This window comes from Rhizobium sp. 05N49, from assembly GCF_056396805.1.
Window position 1 is genome coordinate 19788 of sequence record NZ_JBFTME010000021.1, and the last position, 25891, is coordinate 45678.

Here is a 25891-nt window from a genome sequence, read left to right on the forward strand (position 1 = left end):
CGATGTTATAAGAACCGTTTCGGCCAAATCGAGGCGGCCAAGTCGAGGCTCGAAACTGTCACATTAAAGATTCTAGTCTTGATGCATAATTTTTGAAGAATTGACAACAAAAGCGGAGACGAAAATGTCCGATCAAATCGCAACGCGTCTCTCGGAAATGGGGATAACCCTGCCCGAAGCTGCCGCACCCGCCGCCAATTATGTCCCCTATGTCATCAGCGGCAATCTGCTCACCATCTCCGGCCAGCTGCCGCTTGAAGGCGGCAAGGTCGCCGTGTCGGGCCATCTCGGCAAGAATGTCGATGTCGCCACCGGCCAGCGCGCGGCAGAGCTTTGCGCCATCAATATTCTCGCTCAGGCAAAGGCGGCTCTCGGCGGCGATCTCGGCCGTATCCGCCGCGTCATCAAGCTCAACGGCTTCGTTGCCTCGACGCCTGATTTCATCGAACAGCACCTTGTCATCAACGGCGCTTCGAACCTGATTGCCAACGTACTCGGCGAAGCCGGCAAACATGCCCGCGCTGCCGTCGGCATGGCAGCCCTGCCCCTTGGGGCCGCAGTCGAAATCGATGCTATCATGGAAATCGCATAATGACGAATGCCGCCTGGATCAAAGAGCTGCCGGTTGCGCACCGCGGCTATCACGACCTCAACAATACCGTCTGGGAAAACACGCTCTCGGCTTTTTCACGAGCCGTCGAAGCAGGCTTTGCCATCGAATGCGACCTGCATTACGCATCCGATGGCGTGCCAATCATCTTTCATGACGAGGATCTGGAACGTCTCTGCAACCTGAAGGGCGACGTGCGCGAGCGGACCTCCGGGGAGCTCGGGCTGATCGCCATCGGCGGCACAAAGGACAAGGTGCCGACACTGAAGCAGCTTCTCAACCTCGTGCAGGGCAAGGTGCCGCTGGTGTTGGAACTCAAGGGCCGCGAGGCCGATGACGAAGGCTTTGCCGAAAGCGTTCTCGAAGTCCTCGAGGGCTATGAAGGCAAGGTCGCTCTGATGAGTTTCGACCATTGGCTGCTGAAGGACCTGAAGGACCTCGGCGCCCCCTACCCGGTCGGGCTGACGGCCAACGGCAACACGGCGGAAGAATATGCGACGCATGAGAAGGCAATGGAGCTCGGCCTCGATTTCATCTCCTATTATTATGCTGACCTGCCGAACTCTTTCATCTCGCGCCAGCGCGACAAAGGCATTCCTGTCATAACCTGGACAGTCCGTGACGAAGATGCCCGCAAGCGCACTTTCGACAATGCCGACCAAATGACTTTCGAGGGCTTCGATCCGCGCGCGGCGGTTTGACGCTCGCTTTTTCGACAAGATCATGCGCAGACTGGGAGGGAGCCCGCTCCCTCCTCCCAACGGCTTCGCATTTGCTTCATGACCGACGAATCGTCAGACGAACTTTCCATTCGCATCGAGCGATCATTCACCGCGATTTCCCCCGAGCGCTGGTCCAGGCTTTCGGGAGCATCGAGGACGTGCGACACCGTCGCCTATAATCCCTTCGTCTCGCATGCCTTTCTCTCGTCACTGGAAGAATCCGGCTCGGCCACCGCGCAGACCGGCTGGCTCGGCCACCACATGCTTCTGGAGACGGACAAGGGTGAGCTCGTCGGCGCCCTGACCGGCTATCTCAAGAACCACAGCCAGGGCGAATATGTCTTCGACCATGGCTGGGCCGACGCTTTTGAACGGGCCGGCGGCAGCTATTATCCGAAGCTGCAATGCTCGATCCCCTTCACGCCCGCGACCGGTCCGCGTCTGCTGGTGGCCGACGGATTTGCAAGACTGCCAATACAGAATGCCATGGCGGAAAGCCTCAAGGAGGTGGTGCGCCGCCTCGATATTTCCTCGGCGCATATTACTTTCGTGCCCGAGGACGAGATGTCGGTCTTCGACACCGACGGCTATCTCCATCGCACTGACAAGCAGTTCCATTTCATCAATGAAGGTTATGCCAACCACGATGAATTCCTGGAAACGCTCGCCTCCCGCAAGCGCAAGGCACTCCGCAGGGAGCGTCGAACGGCGGTGGAGAACGGCATTTCCATCGACTGGCTGACGGGACGGGATCTGACCGAAAAGATCTGGGACCAGTTCTTTGCCTTCTACATGGATACTGGCGGCCGCAAATGGGGGCGGCCCTATCTGACGCGCAAATTCTATTCGCTGATCGGCGAGCGGATGGCTGACGACATCCTGCTCGTCATCGCAAAACGCGATGGCCGCTATGTTGCAGGCGCCATAAACTTCATCGGCGGCGATACGCTCTACGGGCGGCACTGGGGCTGCATCGAGGACCATCCCTTCCTGCATTTCGAGGTCTGCTACCATCAGGCCATCGATTTCGCACTGGAAAAGGGCCTCAAGAAAGTGGAGGCAGGCGCGCAGGGCGAACATAAGCTTGCCCGCGGCTACCTGCCGGTGACAACGCATTCCGCCCATTATATCGCCCACGCGGGATTGCGGCGTGCGGTTTCCGACTATCTCGAGCGCGAGCGAGAGGATGTCGAATACATGAATGAGATGCTTGCCGAGCATACGCCCTTCCGCAAGGGCGAACGGCTGCAGGAGGATTGACGCGCTTGGCTCCGCCGCGCTACGCGATGGGAAACACGAGGAGATTTCGCCATGACCAGCGCCGCCTATGACGACAACAATATCTTCGCCAAGATCCTGCGCGGTGAAATCCCGTCACATCGCGTCTACGAGGACGACAAGACCGTTGTCTTCATGGATGTGATGCCGCAAGCGCCGGGCCATGTTCTGGTCCTGCCGAAGGCACCTTCCCGCAATATCTTCGATGCCGACCCCGCTTCCCTTTCCCATACGATCACCGTCGTCCAGAAAGTCGCCAATGCGGTCAAGGAAGCCTTCGACGCTGATGGTGTGTTCATCGCCCAGTTCAACGAGCCGGCGGCAGGTCAGACCGTTTTCCACCTGCATTTTCACGTCATCCCTAGGCACGAGGGCGTGGCACTCAAGCCGCATTCCGGCAAGATGGAGGACGGCGCCGTGCTTGCCGCCAATGCAGAGAAGATCAAGGCGGAACTCGCGTAACGGAAACGCCAGCCCATTTTTCGAAACGCCAAATTGCTTCATTGATTTAGGAGAAAATCATGATCCGCCACACTGTTGCGTTCCGCCTCAAACACCCTGCCGGATCCGCTGAAGAGAAGGCTTTCCTGGGAGAGGCGCTGACGCTCAGGCAGATCCCGAGTGTCAGAAATTTCGAGCAACTGCGCCAGACAAGCCCGAAGAACGATTTCACCTTCGGCTTTTCGATGGAGTTCGACGATCAGGCTGGCTACGACGCCTATAACGTCCACCCGCTGCATGTGGCCTTCGTGCGCGATCGCTGGGTGCCTGAGGTCGCGGATTTCCTCGAGATCGACTACGCGAAGCTCTGAAGATTCCGCTAAAAACAACAAAGGCCGCTTCTCAGCGGCCTTTGTTTGTTATCAGTCCCGAAGCTTACTTCTTGCGCGGAACCTTCGGAACCGTCGAGCCCTTCTTGGGAGCGTCGCGGACTTCAGGCTCAGGCTGCGGCACGGTCTTCGCCTTCGTCTTCTTGACTGGCTTGGTCTTCAGCTCGCCATCATCCTCGTCGGTCGCTTCCGGATGAACCAGTTCGGCTTCCGGCTTCGGCTTGATGGGGGCCGTTTCCGGAATGGCTTCCAGAATGAGGCCGGGCTTGCCGTCTTCCTTCGTGCCGACGGTGACGTTGACGACGCCGCCCTTCTTCAGCTTGCCGAAGAGGATTTCGTTCGCCAGCGGCTTCTTGATGGCATCCTGGATGACGCGGGCAAGCGGGCGGGCGCCCATCTTCTCGTCGTAGCCCTTTTCCGACAGCCAGGCGATCGCATCCTCGTGCAGGTCGAAGGTGACGTTGCGTTCGGAGAGCTGAGCTTCCAGCTGCATGATGAACTTCTGCACGACCTTGTGAATGACGGCCGTCGGCAGCGGCGCGAACGGGATGATCGCGTCGAGACGGTTGCGGAATTCCGGCGTGAACAGGCGGGTCAGCGCCTCTTCGTCTTCACCGCTACGCTTGGACGAACCGAAGCCGATCGCGGCCTTGGCCATTTCCGAAGCGCCCGCGTTGGTCGTCATGATCAGAACGACGTTGCGGAAGTCGATCTTCTTGCCGTTATGGTCGGTCAGCGTGCCGTGGTCCATGACCTGCAAGAGGATATTGTAGATATCCGGATGGGCCTTTTCGATTTCGTCGAGCAGGACCACGCAATGCGGATGCTGGTCGACGCCATCGGTCAGAAGGCCGCCCTGATCAAAACCGACATAGCCGGGAGGTGCACCGAGCAGACGGGAAACCGTATGCCGCTCCATATATTCCGACATGTCGAAGCGCAGCATCTCGACGCCGAGCGAGGCGGCAAGCTGCTTGGCGACTTCCGTCTTGCCGACACCTGTAGGGCCGGAGAAGACGTAAGCACCGATCGGCTTGTTCGGCTCGCGCAGGCCGGCACGCGCCAGTTTGATCGAGGTGGACAGGGCTTCGATCGCCGTATCCTGACCATAGACCACCGAGCGCAATTCCTGCTCGAGATTGGCAAGAACGGCTTCGTCGTCCTTCGAGACGGTCTTCGCCGGAATGCGGGCCATCGTCGCAATCGTCGCTTCGATCTCCTTTTCGGTGATCAGCTTGCGGCGCTTTGACGGCGGCAGCAGCATCTGGGCTGCACCGGTCTCATCGATGACGTCGATCGCCTTATCCGGCAGCTTGCGGTCCGAGATGTAACGGGCCGACAGTTCGACAGCCGTCTTGATCGCCTCGTTCGAGTAGCGCAGGTGGTGGTATTCTTCGAAATAGGGCTTCAGACCCTTCATGATCTCGATCGCATCATCGATCGACGGCTCATTGACGTCGATCTTCTGGAAGCGACGGACCAGAGCCCGATCCTTCTCGAAGAACTGGCGATATTCCTTGTAGGTGGTCGAACCTATGCAGCGGATCGCTCCTGAAGACAGAGCGGGCTTCAAGAGGTTCGAGGCATCCATGGCACCGCCCGACGTTGCACCCGCACCGATGACGGTGTGGATTTCGTCGATGAAGAGCACAGCGCCCGGATATTCTTCCAGTTCCTTGACGACCTGCTTCAGGCGCTCTTCGAAGTCGCCGCGATACCGTGTACCGGCAAGCAGCGTGCCCATGTCGAGCGAGAAGATGGTGGCGTCAGCCAGTGCTTCCGGCACTTTGCCTTCGACGATGCGCTTGGCGAGGCCTTCAGCAATGGCAGTCTTGCCGACGCCGGGATCCCCGACATAGAGCGGGTTGTTCTTGGAGCGGCGGCACAGGATCTGGATGGTCCGGTTCACCTCGGCGTGACGGCCGATCAGCGGGTCGATCTTGCCGCCCTTGGCCTTCTCGTTGAGGTTCACGCAGTAAGCCTTCAGGGCGTCCTGCTGCTTCTTCGGCCCGCCTTCTTCCTCATTGCCGCCGCGTGCGGTCGGCTTGGATTCAGACTCATCCTCAGCGCCGCGCGGCGGCCGGTTCTCGGATGCGCCTGGGCGCTTGCCGATGCCATGGGAGATGTAGTTGACGGCGTCGTAGCGGGTCATTTCCTGCTCCTGCAGGAAATAGGCAGCATGGCTTTCGCGCTCGGCGAAGATCGCAACCAGCACGTTGGCGCCGGTTACTTCCTCGCGACCCGAAGACTGGACATGGATCACCGCACGCTGAATGACGCGCTGGAAGCCGGAGGTCGGCTTGGAGTCCTCGTCATAACCGGTGACCAGGTTGGAGAGTTCGTTATCGACATATTCCAGGAGCGTTTTACGGAGCGCGTCGAGGTCGACATTGCAGGCACCCATGACCGCAGCCGCATCGGCATCGTCGATCAGGGCGAGCAGCAGATGCTCGAGCGTCGCATATTCATGATGCCGCTCGTTGGCAAAGGTCAGTGCCTGATGGAGCGCCTTCTCAAGACTAGGCGAAAATGTTGGCACGTTCAGTTCCTCACTTCTTTTCCATGACGCATTGCAGCGGATGCTGATGCTGCCGGGCAAAGTCCATCACCTGGCTCACCTTGGTCTCCGCTACCTCGTATGTGAATATTCCGCATTCGCCGACGCCATGGTTATGGACATGCAACATGATGCGGGTGGCACTTTCCCGATCCTTTTGAAAAAAACGCTCCAGGATATGGATGACGAATTCCATTGGGGTGTAGTCGTCATTCAAAAGCAGTACGCGATAAACGTTAGGCTTTTTGGTCTTCGGCTTGGTGCGCGTGATGACCGAGGTTCGATTTCCGTTGTCCCCGTTCCTTTCGCTGTCGTTCTGCATCCGGATCGGTTTGGCGATCATTTTCATTCATTCCTCAATCAATCCGGCGAGCAGCATGGGAGGGGTGCTTTCCCGCCGAATATCTGAAACACTAAGGTAGTTCATAATAGAGCGATTTTAAGCCCCTTGTTTCCGACTGCAATCACAATTCCGCAGGACTTGACGCAAAGGCCAAAAAAGTCTGCGTAAAAACCGGAGCATGCTTCGGGAAACAAAAAAGACCGGCCGCAAATGCGGTGCCGGTCTTTGATTTTCAATAGGTGGGGCGCGATGCGCCACCAGATTTATGCGGCGGCAGGGGTTACCGGAGAGGCTTTCGAGACCTTGGCGGCAGCGGCAGCCATCGGCGTCTCGTAGGGCTTATAAGCATTTTTGGCGAGGTCGGCGTACATTTCGCCGAGCCTGGTCGCCTCAGTGATGAAAGCCTCATAGGAAGACTTCGCATAACTGGTCTGCAATTCGAAGGCCGCCTCGAAGCTCTTTACGCCCGACAGCGTCTCGAAATGGGTGACGGCATCCTGAAAGGACTTCTTGGAATATTCGGCCGCCTCAGAGGCGATCGCCTGAAAACCCTTGGCAGTATCGGAATAGCTCTTGAGCACCGAGTCCACGGTTTCCTTGCTCTTCCGGTTCGCATCGTCGAAATTGAACATGACCATCCTCCAATTGGCTGTTGCAGGCAGAGGGTAGCTGCAACGCACAAAGAGTCAAGTAGTCTTGTGCATTGCAAAACATCCAGTGGTTGCAGTCAGTATTCACACCAAAGACCGAATTTTTGGGCACGTCCGTCTTTTATTGATTTTGCTAAAATATATCAGCCGCATGCAACCGCAGGGTTAGCAGAAATTTTGGCGAATACGCCCATTTGGCGGCGGCCGTCCAACAAAAAAGCCGCGCATCGCCCGGCGATGCGCGGCTTTTGATCACCGTGACGTTCGATCAGAGATCTACGTCGAGAATTGCCATCGAGAAATTGTAGGAACGGTCGCCGTCCTCGTCGTCGATGTAGATGACGCCCAGAAATTCTTCGCCAATATAGACTTCCGCGGAGTCGTTCTTGCGCGGGCGCGCCTTCACCACGATCTGCGGGTTCAGCGTGCGTTTGAAATAGGCGTCGAGCTTCTTGATTTCTTCTGGCTTCACTCTCTCATCTCCGTAAGCGATCTCGGTTGGCCGCTTCTTGCACAGGTAAAGCAGCGCTGTAAAGGTCGCGAGATCCTGTTAGCAATGACTGTCCCTGCCAGGATCTAGGCGCTTTTCCGCATTTTTCCAATGAAGGTTCAGATATCTGCGCCGATAACCTGATCCATGACGCGTGCGGGCTCCGAGCAGCCGGCCTCGCCGACGACCTTGGCGGGCACACCGGCCACTGTCGTCTTGGGTGGTACCGGCTTCAGCACGACCGACCCGGCGGCAACACGCGAACAGAAGCCAATCTCGATATTGCCGAGAATCTTGGCACCCGCGCCGATCATCACGCCCGTTCCGATCTTCGGGTGACGGTCGGCGCCCTCCTTGCCGGTGCCGCCGAGTGTGACGCCGTGCAGAATGGAGACGTTGTCGCCGATGACAGCCGTTTCGCCGACCACGAGGCCGGTCGCATGGTCGAGGAAGATACCCTTGCCGATGCGGGCGGCCGGATTGATGTCCGTCTGGAAGACGCTGGAGGAGCGGCTCTGCAGATAAAGCGCGAAATCGCGACGGCCGCGGTTCAGCAGCCAATGCGCCAGCCGGTGCGTCTGCAGGGCGTGGAAGCCCTTGAAGTAGAGGACGGCTTCCATGAAACGCAGGCAGGCGGGGTCGCGATCATAGACTGCCTGAATATCCACGCGCAGGATCGAGCTCCATTCCGGCCAGTCGTCGAGCATTTCCTCAAAAGTCTGGCGCAGCAGGTTTGCCTGCATGTCGGGATGGTCGAGGCGCTCGCAGATGCGATGGATGACACATTCTTCAAGCGAGCGATGGTTGATGGCCGTCGAATAGAGGAAAGCCGCCAGCACCGGATCGCTTTCCGCCGCAAGGCGCGCTTCTTCTCGCAGACTGTCCCAGATAGGATCCATCACTTTCAGCGGATGGGCTGCGTCCAGCGTGCGGATATCCGTCTTAGCGACCATTTCCGGCCTCCTCATTTCCCGTTGGGATGCGATTATATAGAGGAAAACGCCGATAACATAAATGGGTGCCGAGGGCACACCGATTCAACGCTTTTTCCTGGAGATCACGATTATGTCACCCGCTGGCGACATCAGCCAGCGGCAACCTTTGCGTAGAATTCCAGCACGGCTTTTTTGAACACCCGGTCACCCACGGCGAGCATGTGGTCGCGACCGGGGATATCCAGCGCTTCGGCGTCAGGCATCAGCGCCGCGAGCTCCTGGGGGGAACCAGCAATATCGTCTTTGGTTCCGACCCCGATCAGGGTAGGCACGTCGATCTTGCCCATGTCAGCGCGGGCGACGAGATCGCGAGAACCCTTGATGCAGGCGGCAAGTGCCTCGCGGTCACTCTTCGTCTGGTCGGCAAAAGCACGGAACATCTGGCCACGTGGATGGGTGACATCGGCCAGAGAAGGAGCAAGCAGAGCATCGGCGATCGGATCCCAGTCGCCCACTCCGTCCGTCATGCCGATACCGAGGCCGCCAAGCACCAGCGAGCGGACGCGGTTCGGATGGGCAAGTGCGGCAAAGACGGAGATGCGGGCGCCCATGGAGTAGCCCATCAGATTGGCCTCGGGGATACCGAGATGATCAAGCAGAGCGATCGCATCGCCCGCCATGAACCACGGCCTGTAAGCTTCGGCATCGCGCGGCTTGTCGCTGTCGCCATGACCTCGGTTGTCGATGGCGATGACACGGTAGCCAGCATCACCCAGCGTCTTCAGCCAGCCCGGATGAACCCAATTGACGTTGGCTGACGAGGCAAAGCCATGAATCAGCAGCACCGGCGGGCCGGAAGGATCGCCCTCGTCGAAGAAAGCGAGTTTCAATCCATCATGCGTGAAGCTTGAAAATGCAGGCGTATTCAGGTTCATCGGGCCGTCCTTATTTGGCGCGACCATAGTCGAGCGCCCCCCAAGCGTGAAGCCAAAAACTCGCAGGGGAGCCATGCTTTGGCACTACACTTTTGTTTCGAAGGCCTATAAGGTCCGCGCAGAATTCAAAGCATTCGGAGACAGACATGGCCGGCCACAGCATTCCCCACTTCCAGAACGACGGCGGTCACCGCGTTATCGAAGTCGGCGTCAAGGAATTCATGTGCACCGGCGCATCCGTTCCCTTCGATCACCCGCACATCTTCATCGATATGGGCGACGACAATGCGAAGGTCTGCTCCTACTGCTCGACCCTCTATCGTTACAACGCCTCGCTGAAGTCCAACCAGACCAACCCGCCCGGCTGCGTCTTCCACGTCAAGGCGGCGTAATTTCCCTCTTCTATAGATCGGATATCCCATGCCGGTCGAACACGCCGCCATCATCGGCGCCGGAATTGCGGGGTTAACAGCCGCTCTGGCGCTTGCGCGACGCGGCATCAGCTCGGATATTTTCGAACAGGCGACCCAACTTGCAGAGGTGGGTGCCGGCCTGCAAATCTCTCCCAATGCATCGCGCGTGCTTGCCGAGCTCGGTGTTCTCGACGAACTGACCGACGTCTGGCTCGAGCCGCAATCCATCCGGTTGATTTCGGGTAGTTCGCTGCGCGAACTCGCTGCGGTTCCTGCCGGGAGCTTCGCCAGGAATCGCTGGGGAGCACCATACGGCGTCCTGCACCGCAAGACGCTTCAGAAGGCGCTTCTGGATGCTGTTGGCATCAATCCGCTCTGTACGCTCCATTTGGGAATGCGCTTCGAGTCGGATCTGCCGCAGGGCCAGCGTCCGGCAGATGTCGTCATCGGCGCTGATGGCGTCTGGTCGCGGTTGAGGCAGGCAATACCAGGCGCCCCTGCCCCGCAATTCTCGGGAAATGTCGCCTTCCGCTTTACCATCGCAGAAGGAGAGGCACCGGGGTTTCTCGATCCTACCAGTGTCTCGGCCTTGCTCGGCTCGTCGGCGCATATGGTCTGCTATCCGCTGAAGGAAATCGGCGGCTTCAACATGGTGGCGATCACCGCCGGCTATATTTTACCGCAGGCTTGGCAAGGCGAACCGACACAGGCTCAGATGGAGCTTCTCCGGTCACGCTTCCGCCGCTGGCATCCGTCTGTTACCGGCTTGCTCGGACGGCACAGCGACATCACTTTCTGGCCACTGTTCGAAGCAACCCCGGGCAAATGGCAGGACGGGAACAAGACCGTGCTGATCGGCGATGCCGCGCATGCCATGATGCCCTTTGCGGCCCAAGGCGCAGCAATGGCGATAGAGGATGCATTCGAGCTCGCAGCCTTCCTCGCCACCCGCCCGGTTTCCGAAGCCATCCCGCTCTTCGAACGGCATCGAACGCCCCGCATCGCCAAGCTGCGTCAGCGCGGCGCCTTCAACCGTTTTGCCTATCATGCAAGCGGACCGATCCGGCTCGGCCGGGATATCGTCCTGTCGCTGAAACCGCCGCAAAGCCTCGCGGCGGATCTCGACTGGATTTACGGCTACCGCCCTGTCGGCTGATCCGACAGCGGTTGATCAGACGGCGTTTGCCGCCGCAAAACCGCGCTCGATGTCGGCCTTGAGATCGACGATATCCTCGAGACCGATCTGCAGGCGAATGACGGGGCCTTCGACCGGTGCCTTGGCGATCTTGCGGTCGGAGAGATTGACCAGCACGGCGAGACTTTCATAGCCGCCCCAGGAATAGCCGAGCCCAAAATAGGAGAGTGCATCGAGGAAGGCATGCGCCTTCGGCTTTGCCTTCTGCGGATCATTGACATCAAGCACGAAGGAGAAGATGCCACTGGCACCCTTGAAGTCACGTTTCCAGATATGGTGCGACGGGAAGCTCGGCAGAGCCGGGTGCAGGACGCGGGCAACCTCCTCGCGGTTTTCGAGCCACGTGGCGATCGAAAGTGCGCTTTCGTAGTGGCGCTCCAGCCGGATGCCCATCGTGCGCAGGCCGCGCAGGATCTGATAGGAATCGTCGGGCGCGCCGCAAAGGCCGAGCGTGCCATGCGTCTCGATCAGCCTCGGCCAGTGCTCGGCATTGGCTGAAATCGTTCCCATCAGGATGTCGGAATGGCCCGACGGATATTTGGTAGAGGCATGGATGGACACATCGACGCCGAAGTCCAGCGGCCGGAAGTACAGAGGCGTGGCCCAGGTGTTATCCATCAGGACCACGGCGCGGTGCTTGTGCGCCACAGCCGCAATGGCCGGGATATCCTGCATCTCGAAGGTATTGGAACCGGGGGCTTCGGTCAGCACGACCGTGGTGTTCGGCTTGAAGAGCGCTTCGATGCCGGCCTCGATCGCCGGGTCGAAGTAGTCGACTGCGACACCCATGCGCTTCAAGACAGTATCGCAGAAATGGCGAGTGGGACCGTAGACGGAGTCGACAATAAGGACGTGATCGCCTGCCGCTACATAGGCGAGGATAGCGACCGTGACGGCAGCGAGGCCGGAAGGCACAAGCACAGTCCCGGCCGAGCCTTCGAGCGCATTGATTGCCTCGGCAAGGGCGTCGGTCGTCGGCGTGCCGCGGGTGCCGTAAGTGTATTTTTTGTTGCGCGTCTCCATGGACTTGGCATCGGGAAAGAGCACGGTGGATGCACGCACCACAGGCGGGTTGACGAAGCCGTGATAGTCGCTGGGATCATAGCCGATATGGGAAAGACGGGTATTGATGCCGGCGCCCGGCAGGAGACTGTCTAGATCTTTCATTTGGGAAATGGCCTTCTGGCGAGGGTATGCGAAGCCCGAACTTTTGAACCCCGTCGCCATCAGGGTCAACCCCTACAACTTGACGTGATCGTCTCGCCTGGCGAAGCCGCCGACGTCTGACTTCGCGATTTTAGCGCCATTTTTCCTCACCTTGGCGCCCAATTTCTAGCCAAATGCCCATGCGTACAGCGTAATCTGTCAAAATGCTGAAATTTGCCGCAATTATTGGCCGCGACACTTGACCATAGTGACATTTGCGACTGTGATAGACCCACTCGCGCCGGGAGGGTTGCGGGAAACGGGGAGGCACACGGGCAATTTCAATTCGGCCGCTCCCCAATATGATAAAATATAAGACAACGGAAAAAAGGTTGGGAAAAATGAAGTACAAGCTCCTGTCCGCAGCTGTCGGCGCAGCAGTTTTCGCTCTTGGCGCTTCGGCCGCTTCGGCCACAACTCTCGGAGACGTAAAGGCAAAAGGCTTTGTTCAGTGCGGCGTCAACACTGGTCTTGCCGGCTTTGCTGCTCCTGACGCGTCCGGCAACTGGTCGGGCTTCGACGTCGACTTCTGCCGCGCGGTTTCCGCTGCGGTCTTCGGTGATCCCAACAAGGTGAAGTTCACCCCCCTCAGCGCCGCCAACCGCTTCCCTGCCCTGCAGTCCGGCGAAGTCGACGTGCTCGCCCGCAACACGACCTGGACGATCAACCGCGATACCGCGCTCGGCCTGAACTTCCGCTTCGTCAACTATTATGACGGCCAGGGCTTCATGGTTCGCAAGAGCCTGAACGTGAAGTCGGCGCTCGAACTTTCCGGTGCATCGGTTTGCGTTCAGTCGGGCACCACGACCGAGCTCAACCTCGCCGACTATTTCAAGGCCAACAACCTGCAGTACAATCCGGTGGTCTTCGAGAAGCTTGACGAAGTCAACGCTGCCTATGACTCCGGCCGTTGCGACGTCTACACGACTGACCAGTCGGGTCTCTACTCACTGCGTCTGACGCTGAAGAACCCTGACGAGCACATGATCCTGCCGGAAATCATCTCCAAGGAGCCGCTTGCTCCGGCCGCTCGCCAGGGTGACGATCAGTGGTTCGATATCATCAGCTGGGTCGGCTACGCGATGGTCAATGCCGAAGAATTCGGCATCACGCAGGCCAATGTCGACGAGATGAAGAACTCGCCGAACCCGGATATCAAGCGCTTCCTCGGCGTGGAAGCCGATACAAAGATCGGTACCGACCTCGGCCTGACCAATGACTGGGCCTACAACGTCGTCAAGAACGTCGGCAACTATGGCGAAGTTTTCGAAAAGAACATCGGCCAGGGCAGCCCGCTGAAGATCGCACGCGGCCTTAACGCTCTCTGGAACAAGGGCGGCATTCAGTACGCTCCGCCGGTTCGCTAATCGGCCTCAGGCATGAATAGCCGGAAAGGCGGGAAACCGCCTTTCCTTATCCTCCTATAAAAAAGCTCCGAAAAGGGGCGCATAACGTGGGGAATTGGCCAGGCATGACGCATCAGGTTGCGGATTCATCGTCTTTGACTAGGAGCGGCTGGAGCTTCCAGTCTGCCCTCTATGACCCGACAATTCGGGGCATCTTCTTCCAAGCTCTTACCATTATCTTGCTGGTCGCATTGATCTGGTCGATTGCTCACAATACGGCAGTCAATCTGGCGCGCGCCAACATCGCATCGGGTTTCGGATTTCTGAACGGCCGCGCCGGCTTCGAAGTCGGCCAGTCGCTGATCCCATATTCCAGTGACTCGACCTATGGCCGTGCGCTGCTTGTCGGCTTTCTGAATACTATCCTGATCGCCGTTACCGGCATCATCACTGCAACGATCATCGGTTTCATCATCGGTATCGGCCGCCTGTCGCGGAACTGGCTGATTGCAAAGCTCTGCACGGTCTATGTGGAAGTGTTCCGCAACATTCCGCCGTTGCTGGTGATCTTCTTCTGGTATTCGGGCGTTCTGGCGATTCTGCCCAATGCCCGTGACTCGCTGCATCTGCCGCTCGGATCATATCTGAACAACCGCGGCCTCGCCTTCCCCAAGCCGATCTTCGGCGACGGTTTCTGGCTGGTCGGCATTGCATTCCTGGTCGCGATCATCGCCACCATCGTCACCGCCCGGTGGGCGCATCGCCGGCAGGCGACGACAGGCCAGCCGTTCCACACGATCTGGGTCTCGGTCGGCCTCATCGTCGGCCTGCCGCTCCTTGCCTTCCTTATCGCAGGTGCACCGCTTTCCTTCGATTTCCCGGTCGCCGGCAAATTCAATTTGACTGGCGGTTCCGTGGTCGGCCCGGAATTCATGTCGCTTTTCCTGGCGCTTTCCTTCTATACGGCTGCCTTCATCGCCGAGATCGTGCGCGCGGGCATTCGTGGCGTGCCGAAAGGGCAGACGGAAGCGGCAGCGGCACTCGGCCTGCATCCCTCCGCAATCACGCGGCTGGTGGTCATTCCGCAGGCTTTCCGCATCATCATTCCGCCGCTGAGCAGTCAGTATCTGAACCTCACCAAGAACTCGTCGCTGGCGATTGCCATCGGTTTTGCCGATCTCGTCGCCGTCGGCAGCACGACCCTCAACCAGACCGGTCAATCGGTCGAGGTGATCCTGATCTGGATGGTCGTCTACCTTGCCATCAGCATCGTAACGTCGCTGCTCATGAACTGGTTTAACGCCAAGATGGCACTTGTGGAGAGATGAGATGAGCAACAGTTTCATCAGAACCACCATGCTGGCTCAAGAGCCACCGCCGCCTGGGGAAAAGGGTGCCGTCGCCTGGGTCCGCCGCAACCTGATTGCGACGCCCAAGGACATTGTCCTCACGTTACTGGCAGTAACCTTCCTCGCCTGGGCTCTGCCACATGCCTTCAGCTGGCTGTTCGTGCAGGCGGTCTGGACCGGGTCAGACCGCACCTTCTGTGCGACGACCGTTCAGGGCGGTATCCAGCCAGATGGTTGGAGCGGTGCATGCTGGGCCTTCATCGGCGCGAAGTTCGACCAGATCATCTACGGGGGCTACACGCTCGACCAGCGCTGGCGGCCCACGCTGGTTGGCATTCTCTTCATACTCTTGCTAGTGCCCATGCTTATCCCGTCGATACCACGCAAGGGCCTCAATGCTGTCCTGCTCTTCATCGTGCTGCCGATAGTCTCCTTCGTTCTGCTTTACGGTGGATTTGGCCTCGAAATCGTCGAGACACCGCGCTGGGGTGGGTTGATGGTGACGCTGGTGCTCTCCTTCGTCGGCATCGCGGTCTCTTTCCCGCTCGGCATTCTCCTGGCCCTCGGCAGGCGCTCGAACATGCCGGTTATTCGCATGGTCAGCACGATTTTCATTGAGGTCGTGCGTGGTGTGCCGTTGATCACGGTGCTCTTCATGGCGAGTGTCATGCTACCACTCTTCCTGCCTGCGGGCTGGACGGTGGACAAGCTTGTGCGCGCGATTGTCGGCGTATCGCTTTTCGCCTCCGCCTATATGGCCGAAGTCATTCGTGGCGGCCTGCAAGCCATTCCGAAGGGTCAATTCGAGGGCGCCGACTCGCTCGGTCTCGGCTATTGGCAGAAGATGAGGCTGATCATCCTGCCGCAAGCGATCAAGCTGGTAATCCCTGGTATCGTCAACACCTGTATCGGCATGTTCAAGGATACATCGCTGGTGTCGATCATCAGCATGTACGACCTGTTGGGCATCGTTCGTTTTTTCTTCACCGACGCAAACTGGGCAACAGCCGTAACGCCGCTGTCCGGGCTGATTTTCGCCGGCTTCACCTTCTGGCTTTTCTGCTTCGGCATGTCACGCTATTCAGCATTCATGGAACGTCATCTCGACACCGGCCACAAACGATAAAAAGAGGAACAAGCAATGGCAGAAGCCCAATCAAAAAAGATGACCGTGTCGGCGACCGACGTTGCCGTCGAGATCATCAATATGAACAAGTGGTACGGTGACTTCCACGTTCTTCGCGATATCAACCTCAAGGTCATGCGCGGCGAGCGCATCGTCATCGCCGGCCCTTCCGGTTCCGGCAAGTCGACGATGATCCGCTGTATCAACCGTCTGGAAGAACACCAAAAGGGTCAGATCATCGTCGATGGGACCGAGCTGACCAACGACCTCAAGAAGATCGACGAAGTGCGCCGCGAAGTGGGCATGGTGTTCCAGCACTTCAACCTCTTCCCGCATCTGACGATCCTGGAAAATTGCACACTGGCGCCGATCTGGGTGCGCAAGATGCCGAAGAAGCAGGCCGAAGAAATCGCCATGCACTTCCTGAGGCGCGTCAAGATCCCCGAGCAGGCCAACAAATATCCGGGTCAGCTTTCGGGCGGCCAGCAGCAGCGCGTGGCGATTGCCCGCTCGCTCTGCATGAACCCGAAGATCATGCTGTTCGACGAGCCGACCTCGGCCCTCGATCCGGAAATGATCAAGGAAGTGCTGGATACGATGGTGGGCCTTGCCGAAGAAGGCATGACCATGCTCTGCGTCACCCACGAAATGGGTTTTGCGCGTCAGGTTGCGAACCGCGTGATCTTCATGGACCAGGGCCAGATCGTCGAGCAGAATTCACCGGCCGAATTCTTCGACAATCCGCAGCACGAGCGGACCAAACTGTTCCTCAGCCAGATCCTGCATTAACAGGACCGATCTGAAATTACACGAAACCCGCCGGTTGACGTGCCGGCGGGTTTTTCGTGCATTCTAGCGGGAGGCCGTGGAGCGCAGCAGGCCGCAAAGCCCTGCAAGGCCGGAATCATAGCCGCTGGAGACAGATATATCCCGGCAACGGATCAGCAGCTTACGCTGGTCATTGACCGGCATTTCACGAAAGCGCTGAACGATAGCCGACTGGGTGCTGCCGCTCCCTGCGCCTGTGCCACTGCCATTACCGGCGCCTGAGGCTGCACCAGCACCGCCGAGTCCAAGACCGAGATTCAACCCGTTCGGGCCGAAAAGCGTAGATCCTGTTTCACCTCCACCGCCGAGTCGGGCATTGACGTTTGCACCCGTCCCCGAGCGCCCGAGCGCGCGGGCTTTGACGTCAGCGTTCAGTCCATTGCTTCCGCCGGCACCGAGATTGACATTGGCGTCGATGCCATCTCGACCACCGACGTCCGCATCCACGTGGGCGGCAACCCCGCGGCTGCCACCGACTGTCGCGTCTACGTCAGCGTTGGCAACGCTGCTACCGCCGAGGGAGGCGTTGGCATCCGCATTGACGCCGTTGGCGCCGCCGGCGGAGGCGCTCGCGTTGGCATCCAGCCCACGCGAACTCGTTGACGCGCCGACATCAGCACTGATTCCTCCAACATTTGCGGAAACACCGAGATCGAGCGCTCGCGCAGCAGCGGCAGGCAGTGACAGGGCAATGCAGGCCGAGGCGAAAAGCGCAAGCGACCGTCTTTGAGAAATGCACTTCATGACTTCCTCCGTTCTTTGAGCCGGATAGTTCCGGCGATAAACCGAGGAACGCGCGTACCTTCGATCGAGCGAGCCAGCCGTAAGTGACGTAACCCGTTCGAATTAAACGCCGTAAGGTTGTGAATGTTTCAGGCAAGCATCTGGAAAGGCGGAATAGTTAGGGACCTCTAAAATTAATCTCATAGCCTGTTTCACAATGAGACACATACACCTTTCGGATGAGGGGCGACCGGCCTTTCCAGCCGGCCGCAATGCTCGCAGTTGTCCCTTTATGTCAGTTGCTACCGTCATTCGGGCGGGACTTGCGCGCTTCTGTGCTGGTGGAAGAAGCCGTTTTGCCATCAGGCTGCTGGCCGAAATAAGTTCCGCCAAGATGTCCTCCGGCACTGGTATTTTCTACCTGCCGCTCTGTTCGCTTGCGGATATCGTCTGCATTGGTCTTACTCATCCTAATCTCCATCGCTTGAAAAATGGACATCTGGACAACCGATGCGGGCCAATAGGGTTCCCTAAAAGACGACCGCGACAGCTTGGCATAGTCAGCTCCTGGAACCAAAATAACAGCAAAGACTTTCCTGCCTTGGTTATGACAAAGCCGACGCTATATCCTTCCTGCGATATCCATAGGAGATTGAGATGAAAAAGATACTCGCAACCACAATCGCTACAGCCGCACTGCTTCAGACCTTCGCCATGGGCGCCAGCGCCGCGGACATGGTACGGGCAAGCCCGGCTGTCGAACCGGATGTCAGCGGGGGCGTAAAGATCGGCTACCTCAGCTGCGATATCGGCGGCGGCGTCGGCTACCTGCTCGGCTCCTCCAAACAGATCGATTGCGTCTTCCAGCCGACAAGCAATGCCGAAGCGCCGGAGCACTATAGCGGCGCATTGCGCAAATTCGGCGTCGACCTTGGTTTCACGACGCGCGGCCGCCTCCTTTGGGCTGTCTTCGCCCCGACCGCCGGCTACCATCGCGGCTCGTTGGCCGGCCTCTACCAGGGCGCAACCGCTGAAGCGACGCTGGTTGGCGGCATCGGCACCAACGTTCTCTTCGGCGGTACGTCCGGCTCGATCCATCTTCAGGTCATCAGCGTCACCGGCCAGCTCGGCATCAATGTGGCTGCAACCGGCACTTCCATGACGTTGACGCCTGGCAGCTGAGACGGCGAAAAGGCTTAAAAACAAGGCCGGCCGCGCATTCGACTGAGGTCGCGCGGCCGGCCTTGTTGTACCGGGCGATCAGCTTCAGGTATGGCGCGGACTTCTTGAGCGGCTTCTTCGGATCGAATTCGCCGTTCTCGACGCTCTCTTCGACGTCATCGATCATACGTACTTCCTTAGCGCGCTCAAGACGCGGTCCGATAGCGATTTTCGAATAGTGAAGCTCAAGCCGATCGGCGAGCCACTGGCGGTTTTCGAAACCGCGCTTGAAGCAGACACGGCGGATCATCCGTTCCAGATCTCGCGGATATGCACGCGGCAAACATTGCCCGGCCCCAGTGATAAGCAATCCTCTATTTGTCGGGTTGCTGCAAAGTCCTGAAAAAATCCTGCGTCTGCGCGTTTGAAGCGCTCTCGTAAGCCGCCCGAAGCGAATGGTAGTTTTGCTTCCAAGCATCATCACCTGGCACGAGACCAATTCGATTGAACTTGTACTCATCACGCGCTCGCCTGATAGCCAACTTCGCGGTGTAGGCCGACGACCACTGATCCCCAAATTTATAGATCTGCTTCACGCCCTCTATAATTGCAATTACGAGCGTTATCAGCACACCGACTACTCCGAGCGCTGCGCCCGGGATTTTTAGCGCATCCGCCGCCGCGGACCCTGCAACGAAAACCGGCGCTAAAAGAGACAGAACCATCGTGGAAACGGTCAGTCTACGATGCCACTTTCCTGCTTTTTCGATTTGCTTGCGGTAGTAATCGAGAGATTCAGAGATGATCCGCAGAAGCCGGTCTTCTTGCTCATCGTAACCAATCTGATCTGGCGTTAGTTTCGACGCCGGCACGGCAATCGGTGATAAGATTTGCGGTTCGCTCATATTGGCCCCTCTCGTTCAATTGGCGTTCCCCTGGCTCAATAAGGAAGCGCACAATCTGAGATTTGCCAATAGAAATGACACACTTCTTCTATCGCGCGGATTGCTGCTTATCCGCGCCATCGCCCGGAACCTTTTTCGTACCAAGCTTGTTGCTAGTGCATGATCAACACAGAGCAAAAAGCCAGCAAGGGCATGATGAAGTTCGTGCTGACGATTTTCGTCGTCGCGATCATTGTCGCAGTGACGTATCTGGTGCTTTTCACGCCGGGTCAGCCCGTTCCGTAGCACGGGGGTGGCCTATAGTGGTGCAAAACGGCTCGAACAGGATTACGCCCCAGCCAGCCACACGACCGCATGACCTTCACATCTTGTATTGACTCACAACTTAGGCGACCTTCTCATAGCCTGATTTTTTCGCGGCTAACCCGGAGGTTGATTATGAGTATCAAGTCTCTTGTTGGATCTTCGCTTCTCTCATGTACGCTTGCTCTGGCTTCCTTTGTCTCACCGGTCGCGGTTCCCCGAGGAGCGAGCGCTCAGGTTATCGTCGGCTCGGGCACCAGCCTAAACCACGGACGAGGTATATCCTGCCCTCAAGGTGCGCGGCTGCTTCGGACGCGAGGCTTTCGCGGCGTCCGTCAGGTTAATTGCCGCGGCAGGTACTTTACCTATCGCGGAGTCCGCCGCGGGGTGAGCTACGAGATCAGCATACGTCAAAGAGATGGTCGTATCGTCGACCAGCGGCGCACGAGCCAACCGCGGTAACGCTTTCATGCCGGCCACCACCAATCGCGGCTACGACGAAGCCCGCCTCGGTAGGTCTGCCTGTCATGGTCCTGCCTTCTGATCGGCTGAAAATTTTCGCGTGATGTGACCCAGGGCGCACGACATCTGCAGCAAGCAATGCAATTTTTGATTGCATTTCTGGGTGGAGGATTCGGGATGGGTGACAATTCGGCGGTGCCCCTGGCTTCAGGTGCAACGGCGCGGCGCGCTGGAAGAGCCTCTTCATCTCAGCGCGAGATGACGGTCTGCCTTTTGTCTCCTGCCATACCCTGAAGCCTTCGATGGCTCTGGCGTCGAGATTGCAAAAGCATTGCTTGCTGCCGCTGTTACCCCAAAGCGAACAGTCAAGAAAAGTGGTCTGCTAAGCTATTGAAAAGATGGCGACCCCTGCAGGACTCGAACCTGCGACCTGCTGCTTAGAAGGCAGCTGCTCTATCCAGTTGAGCTAAGGGGCCTCTGGATGCCGCCATGAACGACACCAGCATTTCTGTTACTGAACCTCGGACGGATCAGTGCGTCCAGGGCTGCGTGCGGGTATAGCGGAAATTATCCGGGTAAGCGACCACCTGGCGAACAGGATCCTTCGGCGGGATGACGCGGTATTCGACGCCGTTGCGCTTGGCGTAGGCTTCGGCGAGTTCCTGCGTTTCGAAGGTCAGCTTCACCTGCTGGCGCATGTCGCCTGAAGATGTGTAGCCCATAATCGGGTCGATCTTGCGCGGCTGCTCCTGATCGAATTCCAGCACCCAGAGGTGGGTCTTGGCCTTTCCGGACTGCATTGCGGTCTTGGCCGGACGATAGATCTTAGCAGACATGACTGCGGCGCCTCCGATATGCGGGCATTTCCCGCCTTTCATAACTCGGCCAAGGGACAGGCCGCTTCCACACCGAAGATGGCAGGAAGAAGTGAATTTTGACTATCCGCGAATCCCCGTTTTTTCAAGGGAAAAGCGCCTTTGCCACAGCACTGACTGAGCAACGAAACCGAATGTCTCGTGGCGCGTTTATTGGATAGAGCGCTTGAGCGCAGCCCTTGTTCGCAGCCGGGTGTGGATAAGCGGGCAATCTTGTCACACGATCCGATATGTTTCGGATTGTTGCATGTTTTGATCGCTTTCTAATTGTTATGACCGGCGGAGGCGACTAGGGTGCCTACCAACCGTTGTGACACGGGTGCGAGCTATGAGAACCTCTGCAGAATTTCATGCCATCATGATCGGAGCTACTATCACTGCGTTTTTTTATGCAGTGATCAGCTATGCTCAGTATGTCGGCCTGCTTGCTCAGGGCTGAATCACGGCACGCCTGAATAGGCGTGCTTCGCGACATCGATGACATCGTCACCATCTTCCCAACTGCGAACTCGCGAGCAATATCGGGCCTGTCCCCATCAGGCATCGGTCAGATGCGAGACTGCCTCAAATTGCGGAAAATATTGGGAGAATAATGGTCGGAGTGGAGAGATTCGAACTCCCGACCCTCTGGTCCCAAACCAGATGCGCTACCAGACTGCGCTACACTCCGAGCCGTTGATGGCAGCGGGAATACACGCTTCCCCCTGCCCTAGCAACCCCATAAATCCACCGCACCCGGCAGATTTCACAGGCTTACTTCGCCTTTTTCGTTATCGTGGCACTGACGAGGCGATCTCCGGGGCGGATATTGAGCTTGCGGGCGACGCCGGCATTCACCTCGACCACATAGCGGACCTCCCCCATCGAATCGATGATGTCGCGGGAATAGGGCGTAGCGTCTTCCTTGATATGGGTGATCACGCCCCTGTCGTCTGCAAACAGCATGTCGAGGGGCAGGACGGTATTTTCCATCCACATGGTCACACGCCGCGATACGCCGAAATCGAAGATCATGCCGGCGTTTTCGGCCATCGATTTGCGGAACATCAGGCCGTAGGCGCGCTGCTCGCCGGTGGCGGCGATCTCCACGGTGAAGTGCAGCATCTTGCCGGCGGCCGTCTGGATAATCAGCGGTTCTTTATCGAAGCGCATGTCCTGCTGCGCGAATGCCGGCAGGGCGGCGATGAAAAAAAGCGCCATGAAGGCGCTTCTCATCATCTCAACAGAAAACAGGCTGCGCATCAGTGAGACCGGCCAACCGGGCTCGGAACGTCAGGATGGATCTCGGCGGCCATCAGGCCCTTCTCGCCGTCGCCGAAGCGCACGAGCACCACCTGGCCGGGGCGCAGTTCGGTCAGGCCGAAGCGGCGCAGCGTTTCCATATGCACGAAGATGTCTTCCGTACCCTCGCCGCGGGTCAGGAAACCGAAGCCCTTGGTGCGGTTGAACCACTTCACCAGAGCGCGCTCGAGGCCGCTCGTTGCCGTGACCTGCACGTGGGTGCGAACCGGCGGCAGCTGCGACGGATGGACCGCAGTCGACTGATCCATGGAAAGGATCTTGAAAGCCTGGTAGCCACGTTCGCGACGCTGGATGAGCGCGACGATGCGGGTGCCCTCAAGGATGGTCTGGTAGCCATCGCGGCGCAGGCAGGTCACGTGCAGCAGTACATCCTGCATGCCATTGTCTGGTACGATGAAGCCAAAGCCCTTGGCCACGTCGAACCATTTCACCACGCCGGTGATTTCAACGAGGTCAACCGGTTCCGCCGACAATTCTTCAATGTCGGTGAAGCCATTCGATGAAATCCTGTCAGCCATGTCGCCAGCCCCTCAATACGCGTCACACTGTTACGGTTAACTGATTCTTGAAATCAAGATTAACATCTTGGTAACGGATAAGCGCAAGTCCTAGTTTTCGGTTATTCCCAACTGTACATTTTATCGAGATGACTTGCCCGAAGCTGGTGTCTGTTACTCCAGATGGGCTAGCCTAAATAGAGAGAGGAAACACAATGCGTTATCTCCACACCATGGTTCGCGTCAAAGACCTCGACGCTTCCCTCCATTTTTACACTACACTCTTCGGACTCGAGGAAATCCGCCGCCATGAGAACGAGAAGGGCCGCTTCACGCTCGTTTTCCTGGCCGCTCGCGATGATCTCGACCGCGCCCGCAGCGAGAAAGCCCCCTGTCTGGAGCTCACTTATAACTGGGACACGGAAGATTATACCGGAGGACGCAATTTCGGTCACCTCGCCTATGAGGTGGATGACATCTACGCGATCTGCCAGAAGTTGATGGATAATGGTATTACGATTAACCGCCCCCCGCGCGACGGCAACATGGCCTTCGTACGCTCGCCCGACGGCATCTCGATAGAGATCCTGCAGAAGGGCGAAAAACTGGCCCCGGCCGAACCCTGGCTGTCCATGGGCAATACCGGCGCCTGGTAAGCCGAGCCAAGCTGCGGGCAAGCTTCACGAGGCACTCTCCGGCCCAATCGTAACGGAAGCGCGCTTTCGAGCGCCTTCCGCATTCACCGGAGATTTCTCGGTTGACCAGAAACAACAAGATTGCCCCTCCGAGCCGGCAGGCTATCGGAGCTTTGTTGATCGCCGGCTCTATCCTGGCGCTTTCCGGATGCGTCTCCGACAAGAAGGCGCTTGATTCGGCCGCCGTCGCCACACCGGCTGCGGAGGGACAGCCGGCACCACGGCTTGCAGCGGCAATGCCTGCCGCATCGTCCCCCGCGCCGAAACAGCTCTATCGCGATCCGATGCTGACCAATGTTTCCGGCGTCAATCCGCAGGCAGCAGTGCAGGATCCGAATGCGGCAACGGCTGCGGCACCCGTCGATCCGTCAATGCAACAGCAGCAGCAACCGGCCAATATCGGTGGTCTGGTCATGCAGTCGACGCGAATCAACGCGCAGGCAATGAGCATCTTCTCCGATCGCCAGCCGCCGCCGCAGAACAATTCGACCTCGACGATCATCCAGCCGCAGGGTGGGAACGCCTATGCGCCACTGAACGCCGGCCCAAGATCGAGCGTGTTCAGCGCGCCGCCCGAGCCGCAACAGGGCGAGATGCTGCCACAGCAATCATCGCAGAATACCAGCACGAAGATCGCGCCCGTGCAGACCGCCTCGCTTGCCGGCGGAAACATTCCGGGATCGACCATGAATGCGCTCTACAGCGCGCCGAAGCAGAACCTGCTCAGCAGCCTTTCCGGGCTTTTGCAGAAGGCATCGCTGCCTGGGATGACGCGCGTCGCGCCAAACGGCCTGCATGTGCAGAACGACAGCGTCCAGGTCGGCTGTTTCAAGCCTGATCTCATGCGGGTCATCAAGACAGTCGAGACTCATTTCGGCAAGCCAGTCGTCGTCACATCCGGTTACCGCGACCCTCAGCACAATCGTGAAGTCGGGGGCGCCGAAGAATCGATGCACAAGGCCTGCGAAGCAGCCGACATCCAAATCGACGGCATCAGCAAATGGGATATCGCCCAATATATCCGGTCACTCCCGAACCGCGGCGGCGTCGGCACCTATTGCCATACGGATTCGGTCCACCTGGACACGGGCAATGCCCGCGACTGGAACTGGGGTTGCGGCCGCAAGAGCGCGCCGATCGCTTCGGCAAGAGCGATCTGACCTTCAACCTCTGAAAGCCTGACGTTGAGTGAAGCGGCCGGAACCCGATTCCGGCTCCCGCCGCAGCTCTTTGATTCGGCTGCAATAATCTACATTTTCCACATGCGGATACGGCCTGTCATTTTTTTGAAAAATTTCGAATTTGCCGCTTGCGGGATCGAAAGTGCCTGACTATAAGGGCGCCACCACAGCACGCGCCCTTCGTCTATCGGTTAGGACGACAGATTTTCATTCTGTAAAGAGGGGTTCGACTCCCCTAGGGCGTGCCATTTCTTCTTCCAATCCGATGTCCTATCTACCGCTTGTGGAAAGCCTTGCGCCTTCCTATTTGAGCTGAGTGCCTGCGCCCTTCGTCTATCGGTTAGGACGACAGATTCTCATTCTGTAAAGAGGGGTTCGACTCCCCTAGGGCGTACCAGAATTTCTGAGAATCACCTGGCTGTTATCAAGTCGACCAGATGAGTCGAAGCTCTCGAGCGGCTGATGCTTCGTCTTACACGTTCCCATTCCAGCATCGGCCCGAAATTCGGAATCGATTCTCGGAAGGCCTGATGGGCGGATCGAATAGATGGAGTGTCCTGCAGGCGGGCGTAAGGCGATCGGGCATTTCCAGCGCCTCCGCACGGGACTGCGGGGCCGTGTGGTTCCCACTTTTCCACAAGCCCGGAAAAAATCTGCATAATCCGGTAAAAAATTCTCATTTTGCCGCTTGCGGCGCAGAAAGGTGCTGACTATAAGGGCGCCACCACAGAGCACGCGCCCTTCGTCTATCGGTTAGGACGACAGATTTTCATTCTGTAAAGAGGGGTTCGACTCCCCTAGGGCGTGCCACTGTCTCCTTGTTATTTCCCCGTATTTTCATAGTGTTGCCTTTGCGGGCGCAGTTACGCCTATCATGCGAATTGATGAGGCAAATGGGGTGACATTACCTCCATCCGGCATTGCTTTCTGTGACGCAAAGTTCGGTTTCTGGCTCCTCTCGACCATCTTGCCGA

The 25891-nt window shown here is 58.1% G+C and carries 28 protein-coding genes and 5 tRNA genes; 18 read left to right on the top strand and 15 right to left on the bottom strand.

Features of this window, described 5'->3' with window-relative positions; translation table 11 throughout:
- Positions 1-124: 124 nt before the first annotated feature.
- The 5 genes from AC1DF8_RS29465 to AC1DF8_RS29485 all read left to right on the top strand — a co-directional run bounded on the left by AC1DF8_RS29465 (position 125) and on the right by AC1DF8_RS29485 (position 3422).
- Positions 125-592 (top strand): RidA family protein, encoded by a 468-nt coding sequence (locus tag AC1DF8_RS29465; RefSeq protein WP_029868877.1) that lies wholly within the window; start codon positions 125-127, stop codon positions 590-592.
- Positions 592-1311 (top strand): glycerophosphodiester phosphodiesterase, encoded by a 720-nt coding sequence (locus tag AC1DF8_RS29470; RefSeq protein ID WP_478156085.1) that lies wholly within the window; start codon positions 592-594, stop codon positions 1309-1311. Before AC1DF8_RS29465 ends, AC1DF8_RS29470 begins: the two co-directional genes overlap by 1 nt.
- 78 nt (positions 1312-1389) lie before the next feature.
- Positions 1390-2592: a GNAT family N-acetyltransferase gene (locus AC1DF8_RS29475; RefSeq protein WP_478156087.1), complete on the top strand. Its 1203-nt coding sequence runs from the start codon at positions 1390-1392 to the stop codon at positions 2590-2592.
- Positions 2593-2643: 51 nt separating this feature from the next.
- On the top strand, positions 2644-3072 hold the full coding sequence (locus AC1DF8_RS29480) for an HIT family protein (RefSeq protein WP_037106265.1): 429 nt from the start codon (positions 2644-2646) through the stop codon (positions 3070-3072).
- Between the two features lie 59 nt (positions 3073-3131).
- Entirely contained in the window at positions 3132-3422 is a 291-nt protein-coding gene (locus tag AC1DF8_RS29485) for a Dabb family protein (protein WP_112547841.1), read from the top strand.
- 64 nt (positions 3423-3486) lie between these two features.
- On the opposite strand, the gene clpA is transcribed toward AC1DF8_RS29485, so the two are convergent.
- The 6 genes from clpA to AC1DF8_RS29515 form a co-directional block, all read right to left on the bottom strand.
- Entirely contained in the window at positions 3487-5979 is a 2493-nt protein-coding gene (clpA, locus tag AC1DF8_RS29490) for an ATP-dependent Clp protease ATP-binding subunit ClpA (RefSeq protein WP_478156088.1), read from the bottom strand.
- A gap of 10 nt (positions 5980-5989) precedes the next feature.
- A complete protein-coding gene (clpS, locus tag AC1DF8_RS29495) occupies positions 5990-6340 on the bottom strand; it encodes an ATP-dependent Clp protease adapter ClpS (RefSeq protein WP_112547853.1) in 351 nt (116 codons plus the stop codon).
- A gap of 263 nt (positions 6341-6603) precedes the next feature.
- Positions 6604-6972, bottom strand: coding sequence for a phasin family protein (locus AC1DF8_RS29500; protein ID WP_113013608.1), 369 nt, complete (start codon positions 6970-6972; stop codon positions 6604-6606).
- Positions 6973-7258: 286 nt separating this feature from the next.
- Positions 7259-7462: a DUF3126 family protein gene (locus AC1DF8_RS29505; RefSeq protein WP_007827403.1), complete on the bottom strand. Its 204-nt coding sequence runs from the start codon at positions 7460-7462 to the stop codon at positions 7259-7261.
- 137 nt (positions 7463-7599) lie between these two features.
- Positions 7600-8433, bottom strand: coding sequence for a serine O-acetyltransferase (gene cysE, locus AC1DF8_RS29510; protein ID WP_113117129.1), 834 nt, complete (start codon positions 8431-8433; stop codon positions 7600-7602).
- Positions 8434-8564: 131 nt separating this feature from the next.
- On the bottom strand, positions 8565-9350 hold the full coding sequence (locus AC1DF8_RS29515; RefSeq protein WP_113212730.1) for an alpha/beta hydrolase: 786 nt from the start codon (positions 9348-9350) through the stop codon (positions 8565-8567).
- Positions 9351-9496: 146 nt separating this feature from the next.
- Here AC1DF8_RS29515 and AC1DF8_RS29520 point away from each other — a divergent pair, with 146 nt between their 5' ends.
- Together AC1DF8_RS29520 and AC1DF8_RS29525 are read left to right on the top strand one after the other, a co-directional pair.
- Positions 9497-9742 carry a zinc-finger domain-containing protein gene (locus AC1DF8_RS29520; protein WP_478156089.1) on the top strand — a complete coding sequence of 82 codons (246 nt, stop codon included), beginning with the start codon at positions 9497-9499 and terminating at the stop codon, positions 9740-9742.
- Positions 9743-9770: 28 nt separating this feature from the next.
- Complete coding sequence (locus AC1DF8_RS29525) at positions 9771-10919, top strand: FAD-dependent monooxygenase (protein WP_478156091.1); 1149 nt, start codon at positions 9771-9773, stop codon at positions 10917-10919.
- 15 nt (positions 10920-10934) lie between these two features.
- On the opposite strand, the gene AC1DF8_RS29530 is transcribed toward AC1DF8_RS29525, so the two are convergent.
- Complete coding sequence (locus tag AC1DF8_RS29530) at positions 10935-12125, bottom strand: cystathionine beta-lyase (protein WP_478156093.1); 1191 nt, start codon at positions 12123-12125, stop codon at positions 10935-10937.
- A 380-nt stretch (positions 12126-12505) separates the two neighbouring features.
- Between AC1DF8_RS29530 and AC1DF8_RS29535 the strand changes: the two genes are divergently transcribed.
- The 4 genes from AC1DF8_RS29535 to AC1DF8_RS29550 all read left to right on the top strand — a co-directional run bounded on the left by AC1DF8_RS29535 (position 12506) and on the right by AC1DF8_RS29550 (position 16774).
- The gene (locus AC1DF8_RS29535; protein WP_478156095.1) at positions 12506-13531 is read left to right on the top strand and encodes an amino acid ABC transporter substrate-binding protein; all 1026 of its coding nucleotides are present in this window, start codon (positions 12506-12508) and stop codon (positions 13529-13531) included.
- Positions 13532-13635: 104 nt separating this feature from the next.
- Positions 13636-14838, top strand: a complete 1203-nt coding sequence (locus AC1DF8_RS29540; RefSeq protein WP_478156097.1) for an amino acid ABC transporter permease — start codon at positions 13636-13638, stop codon at positions 14836-14838.
- A gap of 1 nt (position 14839) precedes the next feature.
- Positions 14840-15985, top strand: a complete 1146-nt coding sequence (locus tag AC1DF8_RS29545) for an amino acid ABC transporter permease (protein WP_478156099.1) — start codon at positions 14840-14842, stop codon at positions 15983-15985.
- A gap of 15 nt (positions 15986-16000) precedes the next feature.
- Positions 16001-16774 carry an amino acid ABC transporter ATP-binding protein gene (locus AC1DF8_RS29550; protein ID WP_112968471.1) on the top strand — a complete coding sequence of 258 codons (774 nt, stop codon included), beginning with the start codon at positions 16001-16003 and terminating at the stop codon, positions 16772-16774.
- Positions 16775-16837: 63 nt separating this feature from the next.
- On the opposite strand, the gene AC1DF8_RS29555 is transcribed toward AC1DF8_RS29550, so the two are convergent.
- Both AC1DF8_RS29555 and AC1DF8_RS29560 read right to left on the bottom strand, forming a co-directional pair.
- Positions 16838-17557, bottom strand: coding sequence for a hypothetical protein (locus tag AC1DF8_RS29555; RefSeq protein WP_478156101.1), 720 nt, complete (start codon positions 17555-17557; stop codon positions 16838-16840).
- Positions 17558-17831: 274 nt separating this feature from the next.
- The gene (locus tag AC1DF8_RS29560; protein ID WP_478156103.1) at positions 17832-18005 is read right to left on the bottom strand and encodes a hypothetical protein; all 174 of its coding nucleotides are present in this window, start codon (positions 18003-18005) and stop codon (positions 17832-17834) included.
- A gap of 188 nt (positions 18006-18193) precedes the next feature.
- On the opposite strand from AC1DF8_RS29560, the gene AC1DF8_RS29565 reads away from it, so the two are divergent.
- Positions 18194-18718 carry a DUF992 domain-containing protein gene (locus AC1DF8_RS29565; RefSeq protein ID WP_112545716.1) on the top strand — a complete coding sequence of 175 codons (525 nt, stop codon included), beginning with the start codon at positions 18194-18196 and terminating at the stop codon, positions 18716-18718.
- A gap of 353 nt (positions 18719-19071) precedes the next feature.
- Here the strand turns inward: AC1DF8_RS29565 and AC1DF8_RS29570 are convergent, their stop codons facing one another.
- A complete protein-coding gene (locus AC1DF8_RS29570) occupies positions 19072-19602 on the bottom strand; it encodes a DUF4231 domain-containing protein (RefSeq protein ID WP_478156105.1) in 531 nt (176 codons plus the stop codon).
- A 159-nt stretch (positions 19603-19761) separates the two neighbouring features.
- Here AC1DF8_RS29570 and AC1DF8_RS29575 point away from each other — a divergent pair, with 159 nt between their 5' ends.
- Complete coding sequence (locus AC1DF8_RS29575) at positions 19762-19887, top strand: hypothetical protein (RefSeq protein WP_478156107.1); 126 nt, start codon at positions 19762-19764, stop codon at positions 19885-19887.
- An 879-nt stretch (positions 19888-20766) separates the two neighbouring features.
- Here the strand turns inward: AC1DF8_RS29575 and AC1DF8_RS29580 are convergent.
- From AC1DF8_RS29580 to AC1DF8_RS29600, 5 genes are all read right to left on the bottom strand, one after another.
- Positions 20767-20843, bottom strand: a tRNA-Arg gene (locus AC1DF8_RS29580).
- A gap of 54 nt (positions 20844-20897) precedes the next feature.
- Positions 20898-21203, bottom strand: a complete 306-nt coding sequence (locus AC1DF8_RS29585; protein WP_112545719.1) for an ETC complex I subunit — start codon at positions 21201-21203, stop codon at positions 20898-20900.
- A gap of 632 nt (positions 21204-21835) precedes the next feature.
- Positions 21836-21912: transfer RNA gene (locus AC1DF8_RS29590), tRNA-Pro, on the bottom strand.
- Between the two features lie 83 nt (positions 21913-21995).
- Positions 21996-22484 (bottom strand): DUF192 domain-containing protein, encoded by a 489-nt coding sequence (locus AC1DF8_RS29595; RefSeq protein ID WP_113013603.1) that lies wholly within the window; start codon positions 22482-22484, stop codon positions 21996-21998.
- Positions 22484-23062 carry a cold-shock protein gene (locus AC1DF8_RS29600; protein ID WP_112545721.1) on the bottom strand — a complete coding sequence of 193 codons (579 nt, stop codon included), beginning with the start codon at positions 23060-23062 and terminating at the stop codon, positions 22484-22486. The genes AC1DF8_RS29595 and AC1DF8_RS29600 overlap by 1 nt, the downstream gene beginning before the upstream one ends.
- Positions 23063-23256: 194 nt before the next feature.
- On the opposite strand from AC1DF8_RS29600, the gene gloA reads away from it, so the two are divergent.
- The 5 genes from gloA (at position 23257) to AC1DF8_RS29625 (ending at position 25727) form a co-directional block, all read left to right on the top strand.
- On the top strand, positions 23257-23697 hold the full coding sequence (gloA, locus tag AC1DF8_RS29605; RefSeq protein ID WP_112545722.1) for a lactoylglutathione lyase: 441 nt from the start codon (positions 23257-23259) through the stop codon (positions 23695-23697).
- Positions 23698-23798: 101 nt separating this feature from the next.
- Positions 23799-24896: a YcbK family protein gene (locus tag AC1DF8_RS29610; protein ID WP_478156110.1), complete on the top strand. Its 1098-nt coding sequence runs from the start codon at positions 23799-23801 to the stop codon at positions 24894-24896.
- Positions 24897-25090: 194 nt separating this feature from the next.
- Positions 25091-25165, top strand: a tRNA-Glu gene (locus tag AC1DF8_RS29615).
- A 74-nt stretch (positions 25166-25239) separates the two neighbouring features.
- Positions 25240-25314 (top strand) — tRNA-Glu (locus AC1DF8_RS29620).
- Positions 25315-25652: 338 nt separating this feature from the next.
- Positions 25653-25727, top strand: a tRNA-Glu gene (locus AC1DF8_RS29625).
- Positions 25728-25891: the final 164 nt, after the last annotated feature.

What these genes read in the sequence shown, in the direction of transcription:
- AC1DF8_RS29530 (WP_478156093.1), bottom strand. Translation starts at nt 12,125, where the DNA reads ATGAAAGATCTAGACAGTCTCCTGCCGGGCGCCGGCATCAATACCCGT.
- AC1DF8_RS29575 (WP_478156107.1), top strand. Translation starts at nt 19,762, where the DNA reads ATGATCAACACAGAGCAAAAAGCCAGCAAGGGCATGATGAAGTTCGTG.
- AC1DF8_RS29555 (WP_478156101.1), bottom strand. Translation starts at nt 17,557, where the DNA reads ATGAAGTGCATTTCTCAAAGACGGTCGCTTGCGCTTTTCGCCTCGGCC.
- AC1DF8_RS29535 (WP_478156095.1), top strand. Translation starts at nt 12,506, where the DNA reads ATGAAGTACAAGCTCCTGTCCGCAGCTGTCGGCGCAGCAGTTTTCGCT.
- AC1DF8_RS29600 (WP_112545721.1), bottom strand. Translation starts at nt 23,062, where the DNA reads ATGGCTGACAGGATTTCATCGAATGGCTTCACCGACATTGAAGAATTG.
- AC1DF8_RS29525 (WP_478156091.1), top strand. Translation starts at nt 9,771, where the DNA reads ATGCCGGTCGAACACGCCGCCATCATCGGCGCCGGAATTGCGGGGTTA.
- AC1DF8_RS29465 (WP_029868877.1), top strand. Translation starts at nt 125, where the DNA reads ATGTCCGATCAAATCGCAACGCGTCTCTCGGAAATGGGGATAACCCTG.
- AC1DF8_RS29570 (WP_478156105.1), bottom strand. Translation starts at nt 19,602, where the DNA reads ATGAGCGAACCGCAAATCTTATCACCGATTGCCGTGCCGGCGTCGAAA.
- AC1DF8_RS29515 (WP_113212730.1), bottom strand. Translation starts at nt 9,350, where the DNA reads ATGAACCTGAATACGCCTGCATTTTCAAGCTTCACGCATGATGGATTG.
- AC1DF8_RS29585 (WP_112545719.1), bottom strand. Translation starts at nt 21,203, where the DNA reads ATGTCTGCTAAGATCTATCGTCCGGCCAAGACCGCAATGCAGTCCGGA.
- AC1DF8_RS29500 (WP_113013608.1), bottom strand. Translation starts at nt 6,972, where the DNA reads ATGTTCAATTTCGACGATGCGAACCGGAAGAGCAAGGAAACCGTGGAC.
- gloA (WP_112545722.1), top strand. Translation starts at nt 23,257, where the DNA reads ATGCGTTATCTCCACACCATGGTTCGCGTCAAAGACCTCGACGCTTCC.
- AC1DF8_RS29595 (WP_113013603.1), bottom strand. Translation starts at nt 22,484, where the DNA reads ATGCGCAGCCTGTTTTCTGTTGAGATGATGAGAAGCGCCTTCATGGCG.
- AC1DF8_RS29545 (WP_478156099.1), top strand. Translation starts at nt 14,840, where the DNA reads ATGAGCAACAGTTTCATCAGAACCACCATGCTGGCTCAAGAGCCACCG.
- AC1DF8_RS29520 (WP_478156089.1), top strand. Translation starts at nt 9,497, where the DNA reads ATGGCCGGCCACAGCATTCCCCACTTCCAGAACGACGGCGGTCACCGC.
- AC1DF8_RS29565 (WP_112545716.1), top strand. Translation starts at nt 18,194, where the DNA reads ATGAAAAAGATACTCGCAACCACAATCGCTACAGCCGCACTGCTTCAG.
- AC1DF8_RS29550 (WP_112968471.1), top strand. Translation starts at nt 16,001, where the DNA reads ATGGCAGAAGCCCAATCAAAAAAGATGACCGTGTCGGCGACCGACGTT.
- clpS (WP_112547853.1), bottom strand. Translation starts at nt 6,340, where the DNA reads ATGATCGCCAAACCGATCCGGATGCAGAACGACAGCGAAAGGAACGGG.
- AC1DF8_RS29470 (WP_478156085.1), top strand. Translation starts at nt 592, where the DNA reads ATGACGAATGCCGCCTGGATCAAAGAGCTGCCGGTTGCGCACCGCGGC.
- AC1DF8_RS29485 (WP_112547841.1), top strand. Translation starts at nt 3,132, where the DNA reads ATGATCCGCCACACTGTTGCGTTCCGCCTCAAACACCCTGCCGGATCC.
- AC1DF8_RS29480 (WP_037106265.1), top strand. Translation starts at nt 2,644, where the DNA reads ATGACCAGCGCCGCCTATGACGACAACAATATCTTCGCCAAGATCCTG.
- AC1DF8_RS29475 (WP_478156087.1), top strand. Translation starts at nt 1,390, where the DNA reads ATGACCGACGAATCGTCAGACGAACTTTCCATTCGCATCGAGCGATCA.
- cysE (WP_113117129.1), bottom strand. Translation starts at nt 8,433, where the DNA reads ATGGTCGCTAAGACGGATATCCGCACGCTGGACGCAGCCCATCCGCTG.
- AC1DF8_RS29560 (WP_478156103.1), bottom strand. Translation starts at nt 18,005, where the DNA reads ATGAGTAAGACCAATGCAGACGATATCCGCAAGCGAACAGAGCGGCAG.
- AC1DF8_RS29540 (WP_478156097.1), top strand. Translation starts at nt 13,636, where the DNA reads ATGACGCATCAGGTTGCGGATTCATCGTCTTTGACTAGGAGCGGCTGG.